This is a genomic window from Pedobacter sp. MR2016-19, from assembly GCF_014947265.1.
In the GTDB taxonomy this organism is placed as follows: domain Bacteria; phylum Bacteroidota; class Bacteroidia; order Sphingobacteriales; family Sphingobacteriaceae; genus Pedobacter.
Genome location: NZ_JADCNK010000008.1, coordinates 151,328 through 169,845, shown reverse-complemented (window position 1 = coordinate 169,845; position 18,518 = coordinate 151,328). Strand labels below are relative to the sequence as shown.

16 protein-coding genes are annotated in these 18,518 nt (G+C 42.6%); 3 read left to right on the top strand and 13 right to left on the bottom strand.

Features of this window, described 5'->3' with window-relative positions; translation table 11 throughout:
• Positions 1–3: 3 nt before the first annotated feature.
• Complete coding sequence (locus tag IM793_RS12930; protein ID WP_193421968.1) at positions 4–1,362, top strand: RagB/SusD family nutrient uptake outer membrane protein; 1,359 nt, start codon at positions 4–6, stop codon at positions 1,360–1,362.
• Positions 1,363–1,395: 33 nt separating this feature from the next.
• Here the strand turns inward: IM793_RS12930 and IM793_RS12925 are convergent, their stop codons facing one another.
• The 3 genes from IM793_RS12925 to IM793_RS12915 form a co-directional block, all read right to left on the bottom strand.
• Positions 1,396–1,716, bottom strand: a complete 321-nt coding sequence (locus IM793_RS12925) for a hypothetical protein (protein WP_193421964.1) — start codon at positions 1,714–1,716, stop codon at positions 1,396–1,398.
• Between the two features lie 116 nt (positions 1,717–1,832).
• Positions 1,833–2,273: a MauE/DoxX family redox-associated membrane protein gene (locus tag IM793_RS12920; RefSeq protein ID WP_193421962.1), complete on the bottom strand. Its 441-nt coding sequence runs from the start codon at positions 2,271–2,273 to the stop codon at positions 1,833–1,835.
• Positions 2,274–2,407: 134 nt separating this feature from the next.
• Complete coding sequence (locus IM793_RS12915) at positions 2,408–2,986, bottom strand: Crp/Fnr family transcriptional regulator (protein WP_193421960.1); 579 nt, start codon at positions 2,984–2,986, stop codon at positions 2,408–2,410.
• A gap of 445 nt (positions 2,987–3,431) precedes the next feature.
• Between IM793_RS12915 and IM793_RS12910 the strand changes: the two genes are divergently transcribed.
• Together IM793_RS12910 and IM793_RS12905 are read left to right on the top strand one after the other, a co-directional pair.
• Positions 3,432–4,103 carry a hypothetical protein gene (locus IM793_RS12910; RefSeq protein WP_193421958.1) on the top strand — a complete coding sequence of 224 codons (672 nt, stop codon included), beginning with the start codon at positions 3,432–3,434 and terminating at the stop codon, positions 4,101–4,103.
• A gap of 42 nt (positions 4,104–4,145) precedes the next feature.
• Positions 4,146–4,292, top strand: coding sequence for a hypothetical protein (locus IM793_RS12905; protein WP_193422039.1), 147 nt, complete (start codon positions 4,146–4,148; stop codon positions 4,290–4,292).
• 293 nt (positions 4,293–4,585) lie between these two features.
• Here IM793_RS12905 and IM793_RS12900 read toward each other — a convergent pair whose 3' ends face one another.
• From IM793_RS12900 to IM793_RS12855, 10 genes are all read right to left on the bottom strand, one after another.
• Positions 4,586–5,701, bottom strand: coding sequence for an NAD(P)/FAD-dependent oxidoreductase (locus tag IM793_RS12900; RefSeq protein ID WP_193421956.1), 1,116 nt, complete (start codon positions 5,699–5,701; stop codon positions 4,586–4,588).
• Positions 5,698–7,638, bottom strand: a complete 1,941-nt coding sequence (locus tag IM793_RS12895) for a LodA/GoxA family CTQ-dependent oxidase (protein WP_193421954.1) — start codon at positions 7,636–7,638, stop codon at positions 5,698–5,700. Before IM793_RS12895 ends, IM793_RS12900 begins: the two co-directional genes overlap by 4 nt.
• 161 nt (positions 7,639–7,799) lie before the next feature.
• Positions 7,800–9,572 (bottom strand): FAD-dependent oxidoreductase, encoded by a 1,773-nt coding sequence (locus IM793_RS12890; RefSeq protein WP_193421952.1) that lies wholly within the window; start codon positions 9,570–9,572, stop codon positions 7,800–7,802.
• Between the two features lie 629 nt (positions 9,573–10,201).
• A complete protein-coding gene (locus IM793_RS12885; RefSeq protein ID WP_193421950.1) occupies positions 10,202–11,371 on the bottom strand; it encodes an NAD(P)/FAD-dependent oxidoreductase in 1,170 nt (389 codons plus the stop codon).
• Positions 11,372–11,393: 22 nt separating this feature from the next.
• Positions 11,394–12,143: an AraC family transcriptional regulator gene (locus IM793_RS12880; RefSeq protein WP_193421948.1), complete on the bottom strand. Its 750-nt coding sequence runs from the start codon at positions 12,141–12,143 to the stop codon at positions 11,394–11,396.
• Between the two features lie 209 nt (positions 12,144–12,352).
• Positions 12,353–13,288: an EamA family transporter gene (locus tag IM793_RS25145; RefSeq protein WP_193421946.1), complete on the bottom strand. Its 936-nt coding sequence runs from the start codon at positions 13,286–13,288 to the stop codon at positions 12,353–12,355.
• Between the two features lie 70 nt (positions 13,289–13,358).
• On the bottom strand, positions 13,359–13,517 hold the full coding sequence (locus tag IM793_RS12870) for a hypothetical protein (protein ID WP_193421943.1): 159 nt from the start codon (positions 13,515–13,517) through the stop codon (positions 13,359–13,361).
• 323 nt (positions 13,518–13,840) lie between these two features.
• Positions 13,841–15,457: a S41 family peptidase gene (locus tag IM793_RS12865; protein ID WP_193421941.1), complete on the bottom strand. Its 1,617-nt coding sequence runs from the start codon at positions 15,455–15,457 to the stop codon at positions 13,841–13,843.
• A gap of 56 nt (positions 15,458–15,513) precedes the next feature.
• A complete protein-coding gene (locus tag IM793_RS12860) occupies positions 15,514–16,368 on the bottom strand; it encodes an AraC family transcriptional regulator (protein ID WP_193421939.1) in 855 nt (284 codons plus the stop codon).
• Between the two features lie 98 nt (positions 16,369–16,466).
• Positions 16,467–18,443: an ATP-binding protein gene (locus IM793_RS12855; protein WP_193421937.1), complete on the bottom strand. Its 1,977-nt coding sequence runs from the start codon at positions 18,441–18,443 to the stop codon at positions 16,467–16,469.
• Between the last annotated feature and the right edge of the window lie 75 nt (positions 18,444–18,518).

Here is an 18,518-nt window from a genome sequence, read left to right as displayed (position 1 = left end):
AACATGAAAAATATAATAATTATCGGTCTGTTGGCCGTATGCTGCCTGGTTGGCTGTAAAAAATTCCTGGATGAGAAACCGGATAAAAAGCTTTCTGTTCCGCAAAATTTATCCGATCTGCAGGCTTTACTTAACAATGTGAACATCACTGCAGCTGCAGACCCGATTTCCGGTGAAATTAGTGCAGATGATTACTATGTTGCAGATGCTGATTTTAACAGTTTGCTTTACCAGACCGAACAACGGAAATACACCTGGGAAAAAGACCACTTGTTTGAAAAAGGGGCAGATGCTAACGATTGGTCTGTGATTTACAGTTTGATCTACCTGAGTAATACCGTTCTGGAGAAAATTGCAGCGATTGAGCGAACCTCCCAAAACGCGGTAGTTTATGATGATATAATGGGGCAGGCCTATTTTTTTAGGGGAAAATCAGTTTTTAATGCACTACAGATATGGTCGTTGAGTTATCAGGCAGCCACAGCAGAAACAGCCCCCGGGGTTGTATTGAGGGAAAGCACAGATTTCAATGAGCCTTCAGAAAGGAGCAGTGTACAAAAAAGCTACGCGAAGGCAATAGATGATTTAACGAGGTCGGCCAGGCTGCTTTCCCCTAAGTTAATCCACCCGACAAGACCCTGCCAACAGGCGGCTTTCGGTTACCTTGCCAGGGTGTTCTTGTCTATGCGCGAATATGACCGGGCGTTTAATTACTCGGATTCGTGTTTGAAGGTAAAAACGGCATTGATTGATTTTAACAACTTGTTGCCATCAAAGTCTTTCCCTGTAGATCGCTTCTCAAGCGAAGTTATTTATGAGTCTACCTCAAAGATTTTACAGATAATGGGAAATACCAGGGCCAGGATTGTTCCGGAACTCTATAATATGTACGATCCAAATGACCTAAGGAAACAGATCTATTTCCGGAATAACAATAATGGAAGTTTTGGCTGGAAGGGCAGTTTTAGCGGGGCAGCATCCATATCATCAGGAATCACAACCGATGAGCAACTGTTAATCAGGTCAGAGTGTTTAGCCAGGGCGGGCGATCTGGCTGCTGCAATAGATGATTTGAATACGCTGTTGGTTAAAAGATATGTGAAGGGAAGTTTTATCCCCTATACCGTAACATCCGTTCCATCAGTTTTAAAACTCGTGCTGAAGGAAAGAAGAAAAGAATTGTTAATGAGGGGGTTGAGGTGGATTGATTTAAAGAGGTTAAACCTGGAGGGCGAAAACATTTCACTTTCAAGGGTGTTGAACGGTAAAAATTACAGCCTTGCACCAAATGACCCTAAATATGCATTGGAAATTCCTGAAGATATTGTTTCCCTTAGCCAGATACCGCAAAATGTGAGGTAAAAAGGGGGGCATTTTGCTGCCCCCTTTTTTGGGTTAAGGTAGTGGTTGATAATTATGTGCATAATCACCCTGAATTTCCGAGTAAGTTTTGCTTTCCATAAAACTTTCAAGTTCGACGGGTTGATCGATGTCCTGGTCCACTATGATTTCGCAGGGCAAAGCGGCCTCAACTGGTTGACAGTTTTCAGAAGGTGTACCATTAAGCACGTATTTAGTGTAATCGGTTACGTCAGCGGTTGATGACCCGTTAAACCTCCAGGTTTGTGTTCTTTTACCTGTAAACGCACTTGTTGTAAAGATAAGGCCGAACCCCAATACGAGGGCTACAAGGCCTAAATTGATTTTTTTTAACATGGTATTTAGTTTAATTTTCTCCCTTGGTTTTTGGGGAGGTTAAAGTTCTGATCTGGCTCCTGTGGTCGTACGATCGGTTGATTTTTTGTATTGGATGGGACTAGTATCCTGTGGGTTTATCGCTCTTTGTCACGTACCTCCTGTTTTAGGTGAATAGTTAAAGTAGTTATTGTAATTGCGGTGAAGATGACGTTAAAAATGAGGTGCGATTTCCAGCCGAGCAGTTTTAGTACCCCGCCACAGCTGCAGGGTACTTTGCTGAAATAGCCAGCAAGGATGAGTGCGATGTAGATAGTGAAAGCAATGATTAACAGGAGCGATGCGATGATGCCATATAACCTTGTTTTCGAAAAGGCAAGCAAAGCCGCGGTAACAAGTTCTGAGACTGGTACCGCAATAAGTAGAAATGCAGCTAAGTTTTCAGAGAAAACCTGTTTAGCCAGTTCGGTTTTAAATTCGTTAAGGTTGCCAAGTTTACTTGCAGCGGTAGTGCCCCATAAAATAATCAACAGGAGGTAACCTATATGATATGCGCTTTTACTTGAACCTACTTTCATAATAAATTATAAATTTTTAATGGGGATATTTTACAATCGTTAAATCTTGTATAAAGTTCGGTTCAAACTATTCAAAATGCAGGCTATATATATTGCCAAATGGGCAATTGTAGAAAAAAATGAAGTAATAAATATTACCTTTTTACTGATTTTGACCTTAACAGGCTTAAAACTTTTGGATGGATGCCTAAATAATCTGCAATTATTTTGAGTTCGCAGATGTTAAATAGTTCTGGTTTTGATTTCATCAGGTTTTCGAAACGGACCTTGGCATTTAAATGTGCAAGGGATTCTGCATGGAAGATTAATTCAGAGATCTGCTCTTGGTATAGTTTGTTGATAAACTCCCTATAGTCACGGAACAATTTGTTCATGTTGGCCGTATGTATTTCCGGATATCCGATTATAATAGCGTCTTCCAGAAATTCGATATATATTTCTTTTTTTATGTATTTACCCAGCATGAACAGCGGCGGAAGGAACTGGTCTTTTTGCCAGAACAGAATGGTTCTTTCTGTCCCTTCCTTAACAGCATACAGCCTTAATGTGCCTGTACTGATATAGGCCAGGGTGGAGAAATATTCATCAGTGATTTCTATGGTCTGTTTCTTTTTGAATATGCGTTCATGCAGGCTGTAGTTCAGATAACTTTTTAGCCCGGCAGATGGGGTTAGGTAATATTCAATTTTTTTAAAATAGCTTTCTTGTTCCATAACAGATAGTTTTATTATGTAAAGAAAAAAGCTTTTCCGCCGTTGTCAAGTTGCTGATTTGGCAACCATGAGCAACCTTTGTCAAAAAAATATTTTTGTAGAATTGGTCAGTAAATTAAATGGGCTCGTTTTTGAGTTTTATATCAAAAAGTCTTTTACTGTATTTGTAACCAGAATTTAGTCTGTTAAAACGGAATAAAGATGCATGGGTATTTATACAATGAATAAAGAATTAAACATTTTTATAGAAGTAATAATTGATGTAAATAAAACACTTTAGAAAAGCGATTAGGCTGAGTATCGAAAATAATTGTGTCAGTCAAGTTTATTTAGCTACAGCAATATCATAAATTAGCCCTCAGACAGAGGATACACGTTCTTTATGGGTTTGAAAAAATATTTTTCCTATTTTAGATGGATTAAAATTCTGAAAATTATTTTCCTTATGAATAAAAAGCTATTATCTATTTTGATGTTAAGCTTAGTGTTAGGTTTAAAATCTAAAGCACAGCACAAATCGATGATTCCATCTGATGTAATTCCGTTTCAGGTAACTGTCGAAAAATCTGTCTATAAAGGTAAAAATGCCTTAGCCCTGGAAATAAAAGGTCAGACTGATGGAGATAATACACTTGCAATTTTGAAAGATATTGAATTTCATAACGGCGTAATTGAAGCGACAATTAGTGGGCAACCACTTGCAGATGCCGGAGCAACAGCTCGTGGGTTTGTAGGTATTGCGTTCAGGGCGGCTTTAGACGCTTCTAAAATGGAGGTTTTTTATTTACGTCCTACCAATGGTCGGGCAGATGATCAATTACGCAGAAACCACTCCAGCCAGTATATTTCTATTCCGGGATATCCCTGGGAAAAATTAAGAGAAGAAACACCAGGACAGTATGAAGCATATGTTGATATATTGCCTGCAGAATGGATCAAAATAAAGATTGTAGTAAAGGATGAAACTGCCAGGCTATATATTAACGGCGCAGCTCAGCCTACTTTAATTGTAAATGATCTAAAACAGGGTAAAAATATTCGGGGAAGCATTGGGCTGTGGATAGGGCCAGGAACATTAGGACACTTTACTGATGTTAAAGTAACTAAAGAAGATTGATAAATATATAAATCCCAGTTCGAACCTACAATTAAAAATCTCATGAATCTATCCAATATCCAAACACCAGGCGTTTATATTAATGAACTTAATGCTTTTCCTAATTCGGTAGTATCGATTGCAACCGCTGTTCCTGTAAGCGAAGATTTATTAGTTATTGAACCAGGAATTTCGTGTTCGGTTTCTTAAAAAAGGGATAACCAAATTAATGGTTATCCCCAATCTAAATTAACGCTCTCAGGCTTTCACCGGATGTAGGACTCTCACCCCCTACATTACCATATACGCAAAAATATATTGCCTGGTTTTTTTCTTTCTATTTAATCTTTATGTACTAATAATTTTGATACTGTATAAATATCCTTAAATGAAAATCAATTGCGCTCAGGCTTATTTATGCCATCTGAAAAGCGAGAGGACTCATCACTTGTCAAAATTACATCAGCAATTTTGATACTACTAATAGCAAATCCTTTGTTTTGTTATTCTATGTTCATACCGTTATTAGCAACTACTGATTTTTGCTGTTCTTGTCTTCTTACCCAATAAGGATGGTCTTTCCAACGGGTCTCCTTACGGTATAGATCTGCACGTTGCGCTCCATACAAACGGAAGGCGAGTTGAATCTTTTCATCATAATGAGTTCCGGCTGCTGAAATACCCGCTAGTTCATCTTTCGCAGCAAGTCCGGCATCAATGCCACTGCGCAGCGCAAAAGCGATACCATGGGAAGACAATGGGTCGAAAGCACAGGCGGCATCGCCAGTCGCCAACCAACCTTCGCCAGCGTAATACTCCAAATGATGGCTTCCAGCTGAAGTATATTGGAGTGGCAATACATCGCTGTAACGACTTACCGGCAGCCGATGTTTTACAAAGCGCGTTTGCGTACTCTTCCTGCGCCAATATAGGGGATCCAGCCAGTCTACCCGATCATGCAGGTCAGGATCTGTAAAAAAAATGCGGACTACCTTTCCTTCTCCACCCTCCGAAACATACCACCAGCCGTCGGGAACTGCTTCAATAAGACTTTGTTGACTCCTTAAGGGATTAGGGGAGCCCAGCAAGCTAACCACCGCTATCTGATTATCCTTGCGAATGCGTTTTATACCAAGTTGCCTGCTCAGCCAGCTGTTCCTGCCACTGGCATCGATTATTGTAGCAGCGTTGATGTGGGAATGGCCTTCCGTATATTGCCAACGCATCCTTTCCCTTATAAGCCCGAAGGCCCGGTTCGTTTCGATGAACGTGACTCCGGCGGCTACTGCTTTTTGGAGCAACATAGACTGAAAAGCTGTACGATTCACATACCAGCCCTCTCCGAACGATGATTGGATAAAATCATAGAAGAACAGCCGGTCATCTCCCCAGCAAGAGGAATTGCCATAACAGGGTGGGTGCGCTGCAGCTAAAAAGTCATCCCATAAATCAAGTTCGATAAGTGAGTAACGGGCGGAAGCCGCGAGGCTTTCTCCCGCCCGGATAGCATCCACTGCAGGCCGGTGCACCACCGTTACCGATGCACCGTGCTGCCGTAAAGTGATAGCTGAAGCCAAGCCAGCAGGGCCGTTGCCTATAATCAGCACATCTGTTATCATCCTCTTTTTCTCTTTTCAGCCCGCTCTACCATCCACAGGTAACCTGAATCTTCTGCTGGTTGTCCATGCTCTGGCGCAGCCTTCAGCAGTGCGTCTGCAGTAACCTGCTCTTCTCCTATGGTTCGTCCATTCTCTACCCACATCTTATCGGGGAAGTTGGCATCGCCAGTACCTTCTTTCTGGATCAAAATACCTACATCGGGCCATTGGGTGATAAAATCATTAATGCCTTTGGTATAAGGGCTCACCTTTACCGATGGATAACCATACTCATATACCACACCGCGCAGCCACTTCACCCGGTTGCCAAAGGCAGAATTCTTCTCTTCCAGGCTGCTGCTACCACTTATCATCACTTCGTAATCTGCTTCTGTAAGCACATCGTTAGGCACTCTAACCGGCCAGAAAGTTGGCACATACTGACCCATAATTTCTACATAGCCACTTAAGCAGCTGGAAGTATCCGTTTGCCAGGGCACGGCCATCCATTTGGTAATATCGCCGGCAGCGGAGCCATCCAAAGGACCTCCCGGTGCCAGCGCAATTTTAGAATTGAGCACTGGTCCGAAGGTTAGCGGATCATCCAACCTGCGTTTGATCCGAAACGGTGCCGAATACAGGATAGGTTGCCGCATTGGCCAGGTATATTCGCATCCCGGGTGAAAAGGCCCGCCAATGGTTTCATCAAGCGTGGTGCGATCCAGCTGACTGGCCTGTTCGGCAGGAGAAAGGTCATCATAACGAACAGTTCCAGACTTGTCGCTCAACGTAAAGTTACCGTTTGCCCACTGTTGAAGATATTCATACTGGAACGGCATTACAGCCATAAAATTACGCGGATCGGTATCGCTGCTTTTAAAACCCTGAAGCCCATCGCCATAAACCGGCGGGAAAAGCTCTGCCTGCATGGTTGCGTAATCAGGATTACGGAATTGCCGGAAAATGGCTTGCCGCAGTTCAAAGTATTGATCAGATGCATCAGAAAGCTTTGCTACCATTTCAGGAGTGGAAAGATTCCCCGGGCTACCCCAGCCATACTGCTTAAAAATACCCGCATTCACCCACCCGTTGAGTGGCATGCGTTGCAGCATCGGATAGATGTTCGCCCAGAACTCCGGCGTTTCCGGTAAAACAGGCTGTCCCATTTCGCTGGCCGTTTGTGCCAGCAGGTCGTAGCCGGTTACAAATGCCTGTATCCCAGGCGAATAATCTGGTGGAGCAGTGAGTACCCATGCGCCGGTCGCCTCGAGCACTTCTCCTGTATTCAGTTTAATTTTTGCATCAACCGGACCGTCAGAGGTATCATCATGCCAGGTATTGTTATTGGCAAAAGTAGTTGCCATCTTACCATCGTATGATGCAGATAGGCCACGCCCACCAAGGAAAAGCAAACTACCATTTTGGTCTGTACGCAGTTCGCCAAGGTAAACCGGCGTATCCGTACCATGCGGAGAATAAAATGTGCCTTTATCGAAGGCGAATTCGGGATCATTGCCACCAGAATTGGTATTGATGCCGGAAATCGTCACTACACCGCCATCAATCACCAGCCTCGGGCGGTGGGAATCGGCGACGTTAACATTGCGTAACTTGCTTTCTACCGGCGGGTATTTCGGATAAACACCAGTGGCCTGTGGAATATCCAGTGCAAGATCGAAATCGTACCAGGCGGCTTTTTTGTTGGCCACGTGTACGGTCCAGGTGATATCGCCATCTTCCGCAGTAAGTTCCCGGATGATATTGCCTTGCTCATCGGCACCGAAAAGCCGGAAACGGGCCGCCTGACGTTTAATACGCCCCTGGCTATCCCTGAAATTGCCAGGATCGGTTATTGGTTCGTTAATAAGATCAGGCAGGAGAAAATATTCATCCGGACTATTGCCTACCCGGGCAACACCGATGGCCGGGTGAATGATTACTTGTTTAATGTGAGACATATTGTATAGGTTTTGGATTTTATAGTGTATTTATGGAGGATCAATCAATCTGGTAGTTAGCAAGGGACAAAACATCGCCCTGGAAACGTTAGTGTGCCTGAATTTGCGATGGTTACCAAAAAATGCATGTTGTACCAGTTTTGCCGGGGAAATTTATTCCATCAGATAATCGTTTTGCGGCTGCTGAACAAATTGTCAGGATCATTGCAATACGTTTCTTTTATTTCTTTAAGCTGGTCATAACTTTCCTGAAAATAAACACGGGTTGGAATGCTGCTGTCTTTGAAACTGATGAAGGCTCCGTAAGTAGCAGGGATCTCATAATCCCGGCAAGCCTCCAACCAATCCAAAGCCCGGTTTACATAAGGTTGCACTTTCGGGTTTTCGCGACCGTCATTGTTCCACCAGGCCTGATATTGGATCGTGTAAAAAGTTTTTTTGTATGCAAAAGAACTGCCTTGCGGAAACTGGTTGGCATTAAAATCATAATCCCGGTAATAGCTCCCCGTAATAGCGCCCAAAGTAAAATAAGTATTCATGCCTTGATTTTCACCCTCAGTAATTAAAAGGTTTGATTCCAGGCTTTCAATCAGTTTCTTTCTCCGCTCCGAAGCAAGTTTTTCATCATCGGTAACCATGGCAAACCTTGAAGTAATTTTATGAGGGGCAGGTTTGTCTATTTCAGGTGGAATAGCCTGAAAATGAGGAGGCAAACTATCGGTATCGTATATACCTTCCAACAGCGGATGTTTATCTTGTCCGGTATCCCATTTCACAATTCTGTCCCAGGCTGAGAATGTACTCCATTGTCGCCTGTTGTCATCAGGTATCGCCGTCAGTTTACCGGAGCCATTGGTTACATTATTGGATAATACGGCCTCGATACTGTCTTCAAAATTAACATTGTACTGTCCAAACTCATCCTCTGGAAACCAATTTTCTTCAATAATCTTTCTCAGGTTGGCTTCAAAATCCTGCTGATTCAGGAAATTGTCTTTATTACCCATGAAATATCCATAGAAATAGCAATCATGTAAAGATTTATCCACTGGAGTGGTATCCTGTATATCTTTAAATTTGGCAACTATTTTAAGGTTGGTACCCAGCAAGTCAGGATTTTTATTATACCCTATAAGCGCTTCCCAACGTTTAAGTATATCAACAGCTGGAGGAATATCCTGACCAAATTTTTGCTGCCATGCAACAGTGAATTTAGTCGTATAATCGGGCAAAGTGAAAGTTTTATAAATGAGTTCAGTAACAATGCCGTAACTCATGCCGCCGCCACCGCGTAATGCCCACAAAAGTTTGCGGTCTTCTTCGTTAAGGTCTGCCACTGGTTGGCCTCCATACTCCGGGATAAGCTTATTATCTATGATTGTCCGGTATGAGCCATCGCCCAATACAAGGGTTACTCCGGCAAGGCTTTCGCATCCCATTCCCTTTTGACGGGTCCAGGGTCCCCATCCGCCACCAAATGTAAAACCAGCGATGCGTACAGAATAACATGTGCCGTGCGGCAATCCCACATTACTGGCATTCATCTGTTTAATCAGGTCCATAAACATAATGCCGGGCTGGATGGTTGCATAATTGAGTTCTGCCTCAATATCAACCTTTGTCATTTTTGAAAGGTCTATTACAAGGGCATCAGTAGCCGAACATTCTCCTTCATGATCATGGCCACCAGAACGGACGCTCAAGGGGCCTGTGTAATTGTATTTTCTGATACATTTAATCACTTCCGAGACCTGTTCTGTATTGGTACAGAATACAATTGCGGTCGGACGGAATTGGAAATAGGTATTAAATATTTGTCTTTTGTCGTTGTACTCTTTATTTGTTAAAGGCGAATCAAACAATATTTCAGGCATATTATCCTGTGGGAGATGTTTTTTTAATATCTCTACGATATGGAGCAGCGTTACTTTCATAAAATTTGGTTTAATGGTGTTTAGTTATAATGGTGTACGATGGGGGAGATACTGATTACGAAGTATGATCAATCGTAATTCAATCTGAATTTATTAAAGCATTATTTACCCGGAGTCCTTTAAAGAGAAGCAGGAAACGGATGCGAATGGATGAAAAGTGGATCTTTCAGGCAGGAAATTCCAGGAAAGCCCTGTTGGGCCTCGAAAGCTAAGGAGAGCGTTTTTTTGAGCATGGTTTTAATTTTTGATGTTTAAAAATACTAATTTACAGCATATAAAACTACAAAATATATATTTTAAATCATACGTCGACTAAAATCTTATATCAGAGGCTATGAAAGCAGATTGATGTTTTTGCAAGGAGTATAATTAGATATTCCTTTCCTGGATCACCATTAAAATATATTGAAGTAAAGGGGAAGATGAGTGATGCATAATTACAATCCGCTAATAAAAATAAACGGCAGAAATTATGCATAATCTCATGGAAAGATGATTCGATGAGCCACCCTACATCGTTCAGGGGTGGAGATTGGGAAGCCAATACTGAAAGTTGGGTGGCTTTTGACTTATATTATACTTTATATTGGCCAACCTTTGGTTGTCAATGCAATGTCTGGTGAAATCAGCTACCTTGTGGCCCCAAAAAAACTGCACATCGTTGACAGGGCATTGGCATGGTGCATCATTTCCCCGTTTTTCAATGATTCCATCGCCATTTCTGAGGCCCTTTTCCGCATCGCTGTTTCATATGATACAATGGCTTCGTATATAGAAACATGATGGCTGCCTGTCAGGCTTTCACTCAATTCCAGGGCATCAAGCATCGCCATATTAACGCCTTCTCCTGCAAACGGCGGCATTAGATGGGCGGCATCGCCGATCATGGTAGTATCAGGAAGGCTGTTCCAGGTTTGATCTAAGGGCATGCAGTTGATTGGCCTCGGAATAAAAGGAGCCGAAGTATTTTCAAACAGCCCGTACCAAAGGTCACTCCATCCGGTATATTCTTTCTTAAACCATTCCAACACCTGCAACCGGCTCGAAAAATCTAAACCGCTTCTTTCCGCCCAATTTTCTTCAGTTTTAAAACTTGCATAGAATCCGATTTCTCCACCTGCTTTCTGTCCCATTAGAATATTCTTTTCATTTCCGAAGGCCATTAATTTACCGCCACGGAGAAGTCTGGTAATTCCGGGTACCCGTTGGTCAGCATCATCTATATTTCCCTCAAGCATCGTAATACCCGAATAAAACGCCTTAATGCCAGTGATGTAGGGCCTGATTTTTGAGTTGGCACCGTCTGCTCCAATCACCAGGTCAGCATACGTTTCCGATCCATTTTTAAAATGTAACAGCCAGCCATCTTTTTGTTTTTCCATAAAGAGGAATTGGCTGTCCCAAATTATATTTTCAGGATGCAATGAGTCCAGTAATATCTTCCGTAAAGCACCTCTGTCTATTTCAGGACGGAAATGTTCATGCCCGAAATCTTCTTCTTTCATGCGTTCGAGGTCATGGTCGCTAAAAACCACTTCACCGTTTTCATCGGTAATCGTTGTTTTGTCGGCTTCAGGCATATAATTGTTTTTAAATGCATCCAGTAATCCTGCTTTCCGTATGGCGGCCAGCCCCGAATGTTCGTGCAGGTCAAGCGGAGCACCCTGTACCCGTGCACTTCGGTTAGCATCCCTTTCATATACTTTAACATCAATGCCCCTCTGTTGTAAAAGCCTTGCCAGCGTAAGTCCGCCAGGGCCACCGCCTATAATGGCCACCTGCTTGTTTTTTAGTAACATATCTTTAAATTAGACTACAAAATTACTTTTGGTCGTCAACTAAAAATTGTAAAAAACGGTCGTTTTTATTTTTATACAACTCTTTGGGTGAAACCCCCGAAAGGCGTTTAACCTCTTTAATAAAATGAGACTGATCGGTAAAATTAAGTTGGGGATAAAGCGTTCCGGCTTTGATATGGGAGAGGGAAGCCTGAAAACGAAGGATTTTGCAATACGCTTTCAACGGAAGTCCGAACTGTTGATTAAAATACCGGTTAATCTGGCGCGGGCTCCACAAAATCTTTTCACAGAGTTCAGCAACGGAAATCTCGCCGTCCAGCGCAAAAACCAGTTCAAACAATTTACGTTTCCGTACATCCACGTCTTCAGGTAGGAGCGCAGTGATTTTCCTGGTCATCGAATCACAAAAGGCATCAAAATGATCGAGGTCTTCTATTTTCAAACCCCAGAAATCATCAGGCATCAGCCTCCCGCTATTGATGATATCAGCCACCGGAAAGCCGAAAATATATTCTATGGCAAGTGGATTAAAACTGACCGAACAGAAATCCGATATTTCCTGATCCAGATATTTAGGTTGGGTTTCCAGCCCCAGTAATGCAACCTGTATTTTGTTATTATTGGTTTTTGAACAAATCAGGTCAATTCTTCCATTGGGAGTAACTACCGCCTTGTGGTCATTGGAAAAGTTCTGTAGCGAGGAAAAACAATAAACAAAATCTTTTATCGATTCCTCAGGTTGAACGAGTTTAAAATCCAATGTGCCTCCCATGGTTAAAAAATATTTCTGGTAAAACTAAATGTATTATTTCACCCTGCAGCAAAAAACGCGCTCTAATAGCGATTATATTTTTCGCCTGTTTCTGGCTGTTTCCAATGTCCGTTAAGTTAAGCTATTGGTACAGGTAAAAATAATTTAAGCACAGATCTAAAAATCTGTGTAGATCGGTGGTTAAAAACCTTATAACCTTTACTCTTTTATTAACCCGGCTCTTTGGCAAGATCCAAATTATCCCTGTCCGGCAGTTGCCTTTGCTTCCTCTTTAAAAGGTAATGCGCATTGAAAACAACAACCGATATGAAAATGATACTATAGGCCGCCATTTGTAATAGACTAATGGACTCATGGAATACCAAAGCTGCTATCATAAATCCAATAATCGGATTAATATTAAGCAACATTCCCACTGTTGACGAGTTTAACCGCTTTAAAGCATACAAATTCAAAAACAGTGGAATCACTGTAAAACCAACTGCTATCACTTCTATGAGCAACCAAAAAAGCTTTTCTGTAGGTACAGGCCTGCTGTAGGCAGGGTAAAAGGGCAGCAGCAGGAGTGCGGAAAGCGAAATGTGAAAGGTGAGCAGGATGAACTTATCAAACCCAACATTTTTACGCTGGCTTACCAGGTAAGCGGCGTAGCTAAACCCAATCACAATGCCATAAACCATATCCATAATATTGGCATACGATAGCATCAGGCAGCCAAATATACTTAAGCCAACGGCCGTCCATTGTACTTTGTTAAGCTTTTCATGCAAAAGCCAGTAAGCGAGTAAGGTAGTAATAATAGGGCAAACCAGATAGGCAAGGGAGGTAGCCTTAATGCTTACCTGATTAAGCACGTAAATAAAGGAGAACCAGTTGATGTTTAGGAAGATACTCCCTCCAATATTCAGCAAAAGCATATTTCGTCTCTGTTTGGAAGGTAAGGCCTTAATAGTTGAAAAAGTTTTAACTAATTCGGCACGTTTAAACAACGCGGTGATTAAGAGCATCAATATCGCGCAGCTAAAAATGCGGTAAAATAAAATATCTACCGAAGAATATGCGCTTAAAGGTTTTAAAACTAAACTAAAAAAGCCCCAAATCGCATAAGCGAATATAGCGGCTAAGTAATATTTTGCGGTTTTCACAGGTTGTAAGATCTTGATCTGACAAATATCATAAAATCCCGGGGCTTATTAAGCCACACCATTAAAAATACTAAAGCGCCGCCTGTAAAGATAGTGCCAATATAGCTGTTTCGGGTGCTGATGTTTTTGTAGGCCGGTACCGGGATGGGGGATCAGGAACAGCCCAATACTGGAAAAATGGTACGGTTGTACCGCTTACTGATGGATCACGTGCTGCGCTCGTCCACAAAATAGTCGTAGTTAGGAAGTAAGTAGTTAAACCGGTTTTATGGCCCTGTTTGCTGTTCGCATCCTATCTTTTTTCTACCTTTTTTAACATTAGGTTTTTAAACCTTAGAAGAGGGTGTTAATAACCCAACTCAGGTTTAGAAATGCTAATTATCGTTTAGCGTTAATTAGCTTAAAACAACATATTTATAAGGGAAATAGCCTCTTTGCTAAAAGCATCAGGAATTTCACCACAAAGTTATCTACTGTATCTAAAGTGCTGTGTCATTCAAACTATTCGCTGTGTAAAGCAGGATACATTGGGGTAAAAATATCTGCTGAGCACTATGGCCTGCGCTTGTTTCTAAGTTGGACACCTTCAAGTTCCAGCACCTTTAGAAACATAGGATCCTTTTCATATAGGAATTCACGCCCGAAAATATCGTCTGATGAAGTGACCCTTTGGTAAAGTTCCTCTATGGAATAGCTTACCGGATGTTCCACATGATTTTGAAAAGCATCCACAACGGATTTTGCTCCGGTAAAATCAATCTGTGGCTCGATCCTAAAAATAATCTTACTATGAGGCAACTGCAGAATCGAAGGATTCGTCTGAAGTCCGCCCAAAAGATTTGGTGTTTCGCCGATGCTCACCAGCTGATCATTCCTGGCTGCAAGATTGGAAAGGTTGGAGGCAGAGGAATAGATATATCTGTCCTGGAGCACATAAACCTTCCCCTTAAAGCTATAGTTCAGGCTGTCAGGCAGTACAAAGGTAAAGTTCGGAATAGAAATAAAATACATCTTGGGCTGCTTAAGCGTAGCTACATCAACGTTGAAGGAAAACCCCTTTTTACTCTTTACCGAATCTGCATTGACATTAAACTGTTTTTGGTTGTATGGGCTGAAATTCCTCCCAACCACAACATCCTGCTTCAGGGTATCCTTCATAATCCGGCCTAAAAAATTGGCGTAGGTATTGTCGCTTCCACCACCATTCCCCCTTATATCGAGAACTATAGACTTTACAATACTTCTTTCGATAAAAGGCTTTAGCTGCTTTGCCAGTGAATCGCCATAGGCCTCCTCCATCAGCGGCATTTTCGCGTAAAAAATACCTTCCTTTTCAAAGTAATGTGTTGTCAGGGGAGCTGATTCGTTATTGTAGCCAAATGGGTGCAGAATTTTTTTAGCGAAGCTAACCGTGTCTCCCAAGGATACATTTAGTTGCCTCCTGTTGCCCTGTTTATCTTCAAAAACTAACCGGAGACCTCTTCTTTTAAAGAATTCGGCAGATTTATAGAAGGCCTCATGGTAGACCTTTCTGTTGGCTCTATCCCATCTCAGCGGAGAAATATGGGCATATTGCTTTTTCACAAACGCATGTACCTTTAAACCATTGCAGCTCCTGAGCTTCATCGATGCCGGAAATTTAGCCCCTTTGTAGGAGAAGGGCAGCATGTTATAATAATCCCCATTGGTATACACCAGGTTCAGCTCCAGTTTATTAGTAAAATTACGGTTGGCAAACTTTTCGTACGCATGTCCGTACACCATAGAAATGCTGTCAATATGTTTGATGATTCCATTGGGTATCCAATTGGTCCTCATGATATTCAGCTGCCAGCTTCCAAGCCTGCCCGAATGCCCATCCTGTGCCACATTCAGTGTCATGTCTACAATATGCAGAAAATCTGCCATCGTCGTTTTAGGGGTGATGCTCTTCCTTAACCGGCGGGCATAGCGGTCAAAATCTATTCTGCGAACCTCTTTGTTGAAATAAATAACGGGGCTTACCTGATGGATAAGGGAGACTAGTGAATCATGGTCCTCCAGCATCTGCGCGTGGCTTAGCTGAGGAACCGTTTCCAGACCTGCCAAAGGGAAACCTGGTCTGTTAGTATTTCTTAAGGCACACGAAGTGAAAAAGCAGATCGCTGAGAGAATGATAAGTTTGCGCATAAAAATCTTTATTTTGCACAAAGAAATACATTAGTTATACCAAATAATTGTAAAAATCATTCATGTTTGGATTCTTCAAAAATCCAGGCCAGCTGGTCCTGGGCTAACGATATCTTTCCTTGCAACTTCTTTGGAGCCAGCCCGGCAAAAGCCCTGAAATCTTTTATGAAATGTGCCTGATCATAATAATTGTGATCCAGACCAATCTGAGTAAGCGGGGCTTCCTTGCCGAGTAATACTGGCAATGCTCTCCTGAACCGAACGGTCTTAAGAAACTGCTGGGGGTTCTGGCCTAAATGGGTTTTGAAAAGGCGGTACAGCGTAGTGTCACTGATACCCAGCTTCTTGCAGAGCAGTTCGATAATGGTATCCTGACCTGAATAACTGGCCAGTCTGATGTGTTCGAGCGCTTCCCGTAGCCTGTAAGGAATACGGTCGTTAAGCTTTCCAAGCAATGCTTTTTCCAACAGCCTTGCCCTCAAAACCGGATGATGCTCATCAAAAACCTGCTCTAACAGAAAGCCATCTTTAAACTGCAGGAAATCCTCCATGGCCCGATCGGCGGTACCAATCCCATCCAGACTCTCACCTGTAAATGCACCAAGGGCAGCGGCGCGGAATATAATGCAGACCTGGTCAAGTTCCCCTTGTAGATTCACTTTAAAGGGGCTGGTATGAAAACCATATATCCGGCTTGAAAATCTGTTTCCCCCCACAGCTATACTGCAAATATTATTTTTACCATCGTTAACATAGGTTACTTTATTCTGTTTATAGATGGCCAAACAAAGGTTGCTATTGGGAAAAGTGGTGTAGTTGATCAGGTTATGGTCTGATTTTTTCAAAAAAAGAAAATATTCTACATATTTTTTCAGCAGCTCATTTTCAGGTCTTAAAATAATCGTCTCCATTGGCAAATTTTCTAGCGATTCATAACGCTAACAACGACAAAGATAGAATTTGGCCTCACGAATCAATAATACAATCACCTCCAATTAATATTCTTGCCTTAATTTCCCATGGGTAGTTCAACGCTGAATGTGGTTCCTTCGCTGTTACTTTTCTCAACGCTAATCTGGCCATCATGTAGCGCTATAATTTCGCGACAGAGATAAAGACCAATCCCGAAGCCGGCAATTGATCCGATTTGAGGATTTTGGACCCTGTGGTAACGTTCAAAAATAAGGTGCTGGTCTTCGCTTGCAATTCCTATACCTTCATCACTTACGGTTAACTTCAGCCTGTTTTGATCAGGTGCCGAGCAGGCAATGGTAATGCGTGTGCCTATTTCAGAATATTTAACGGCGTTTCCTACCAGGTTATGGATCACCTGCGAGATTTTTTCGCGGTCTGCGTATAATGTTAACGCTTGCACAGGTTCGAACACAATGATATGGGTATGTATAGAGGAAAGCATTTCTTCCTCCAGCTCAGCAACGAGTTGCTGTAGGTCGATTTTTGATTTTTCAATCAGCATTTTTCCAGAATCCAGCCTTGAAATATTCAGAAAGCTATTGATCATGGAATTCATATTGCGCACCTGTTTGATTGATTTGGCCAGTACGTTTTGCTGAGCGGTGTTTTCTGTAAGGTTGGCCTGTCGCTGGAGCACCTGCAGATAGGCCTGCAGGGATGTTAATGGCGTTTTAAGTTCGTGGCTTACCATACCCATAAAATCGTCTTTCCGCTGTTCGTCTTTTTTCTGCTCCGTAATATCTCTTAGTGTACCGTTCAGGGTGGCTGCTTTACCGTTCGGATCATAAAACACTTTTCCCCTTGCCTGTACCAGTCTGGGGCCTGGCTCCTGTGGGTTGTTTATACGGTATTCGATCAAATATTGTCCGTCCGATCCATCCCTTAGCGATTCCTTTATCGCATCAGTTACCCTTTCCCTGTCTTCATCATGGATGGAACTGAGGGCCAGCGAAAGGTCCAGGTGTTCTTCGGCTGAAAGTCCGAACCAGGATTTTAGCAGTGCATTGCCAGAGAAGAGGTTGCTCCCGGGTTCATAGTAGAAGGTAGCCAGTTCGCCCGCATCTATGGCCAGGGTAAGCATCTGCTGGTCTTTCTCATTTTTACGGCGGTCAAGCACCTGCTGGGTAATTTCTTCCAGAATAACCAGTATTCCGGTAACTTTACCCGAAGAGATAATGGGTTGATAGATCGAGTTTACGATGGCCTCCCTCATTCCGCCTTCATCACGGAGCTTTACCAAAAACTCCTTATTAATCTTTGGCTTTCCTGTTGCATATACATCATCCAGCCACACGTTTACCGGCTGGCCTTTGAGCTCCGGCCTGGCTGTATGATGAGCATGCCCTATTACTTCTTTCCCTTCGCGTCCCCAGGTTTTTAGTATCGCCGTATTGGCCATTTCAATAATATGGTCAGGGCCCTGTAGTACCGCAATACCTACCGGTGCCTGTTCGATGATGGTCCTCACATGTTCCCGGCTTTCCTCCAGTAATTTCATAGAAATGTTGAGGTCTTCATTAGTAGAAGTGAGCTCTTCCATGGTGGTAGCCATTTCTTCAATAAGCGCCTGTTCTTTTTCTTCTTTTTGCTGTATCCGCTCCAGATATGCCCTTCTTGATGTAACCTCTTTGGCGGTATTTAAAATGCACCAGGTTTTGTTATCTCCTGCAAGCAAAGCTTTGTATTCATAATCAAAGTAATCCGTTACCGGCATCCCGTTTTTAATCAGCCTGGCAGGGGCGTCAGTTACCGAGTAGCTGATGCCGGTACGCCATACCTGTTCAAGGGTGGGCAGAAAGGGCTGGCCTGCAAGTTCGGGTATTGCCTGTATTAACGGTTTCCCGATCACCGAAATGTCTTTGCCCCATAATGCCAGCATTCCTGCGTTCGCAAAACGGATAATCATTTCTTCACCGGTATATATGGCGGTTGGATCTGGAGAGGACTGGAGAGCCAGGATAATCAGCTCTTCGCTAAAATAGTTGTCGTGCGGTATTTCTTCGGCATTCATCGATAATCCAAAGATAAAAAAAACGGCATATTTTTTCTCCCTTTTCTACTATTGGGTTTAGTGTTGTAACGCAAT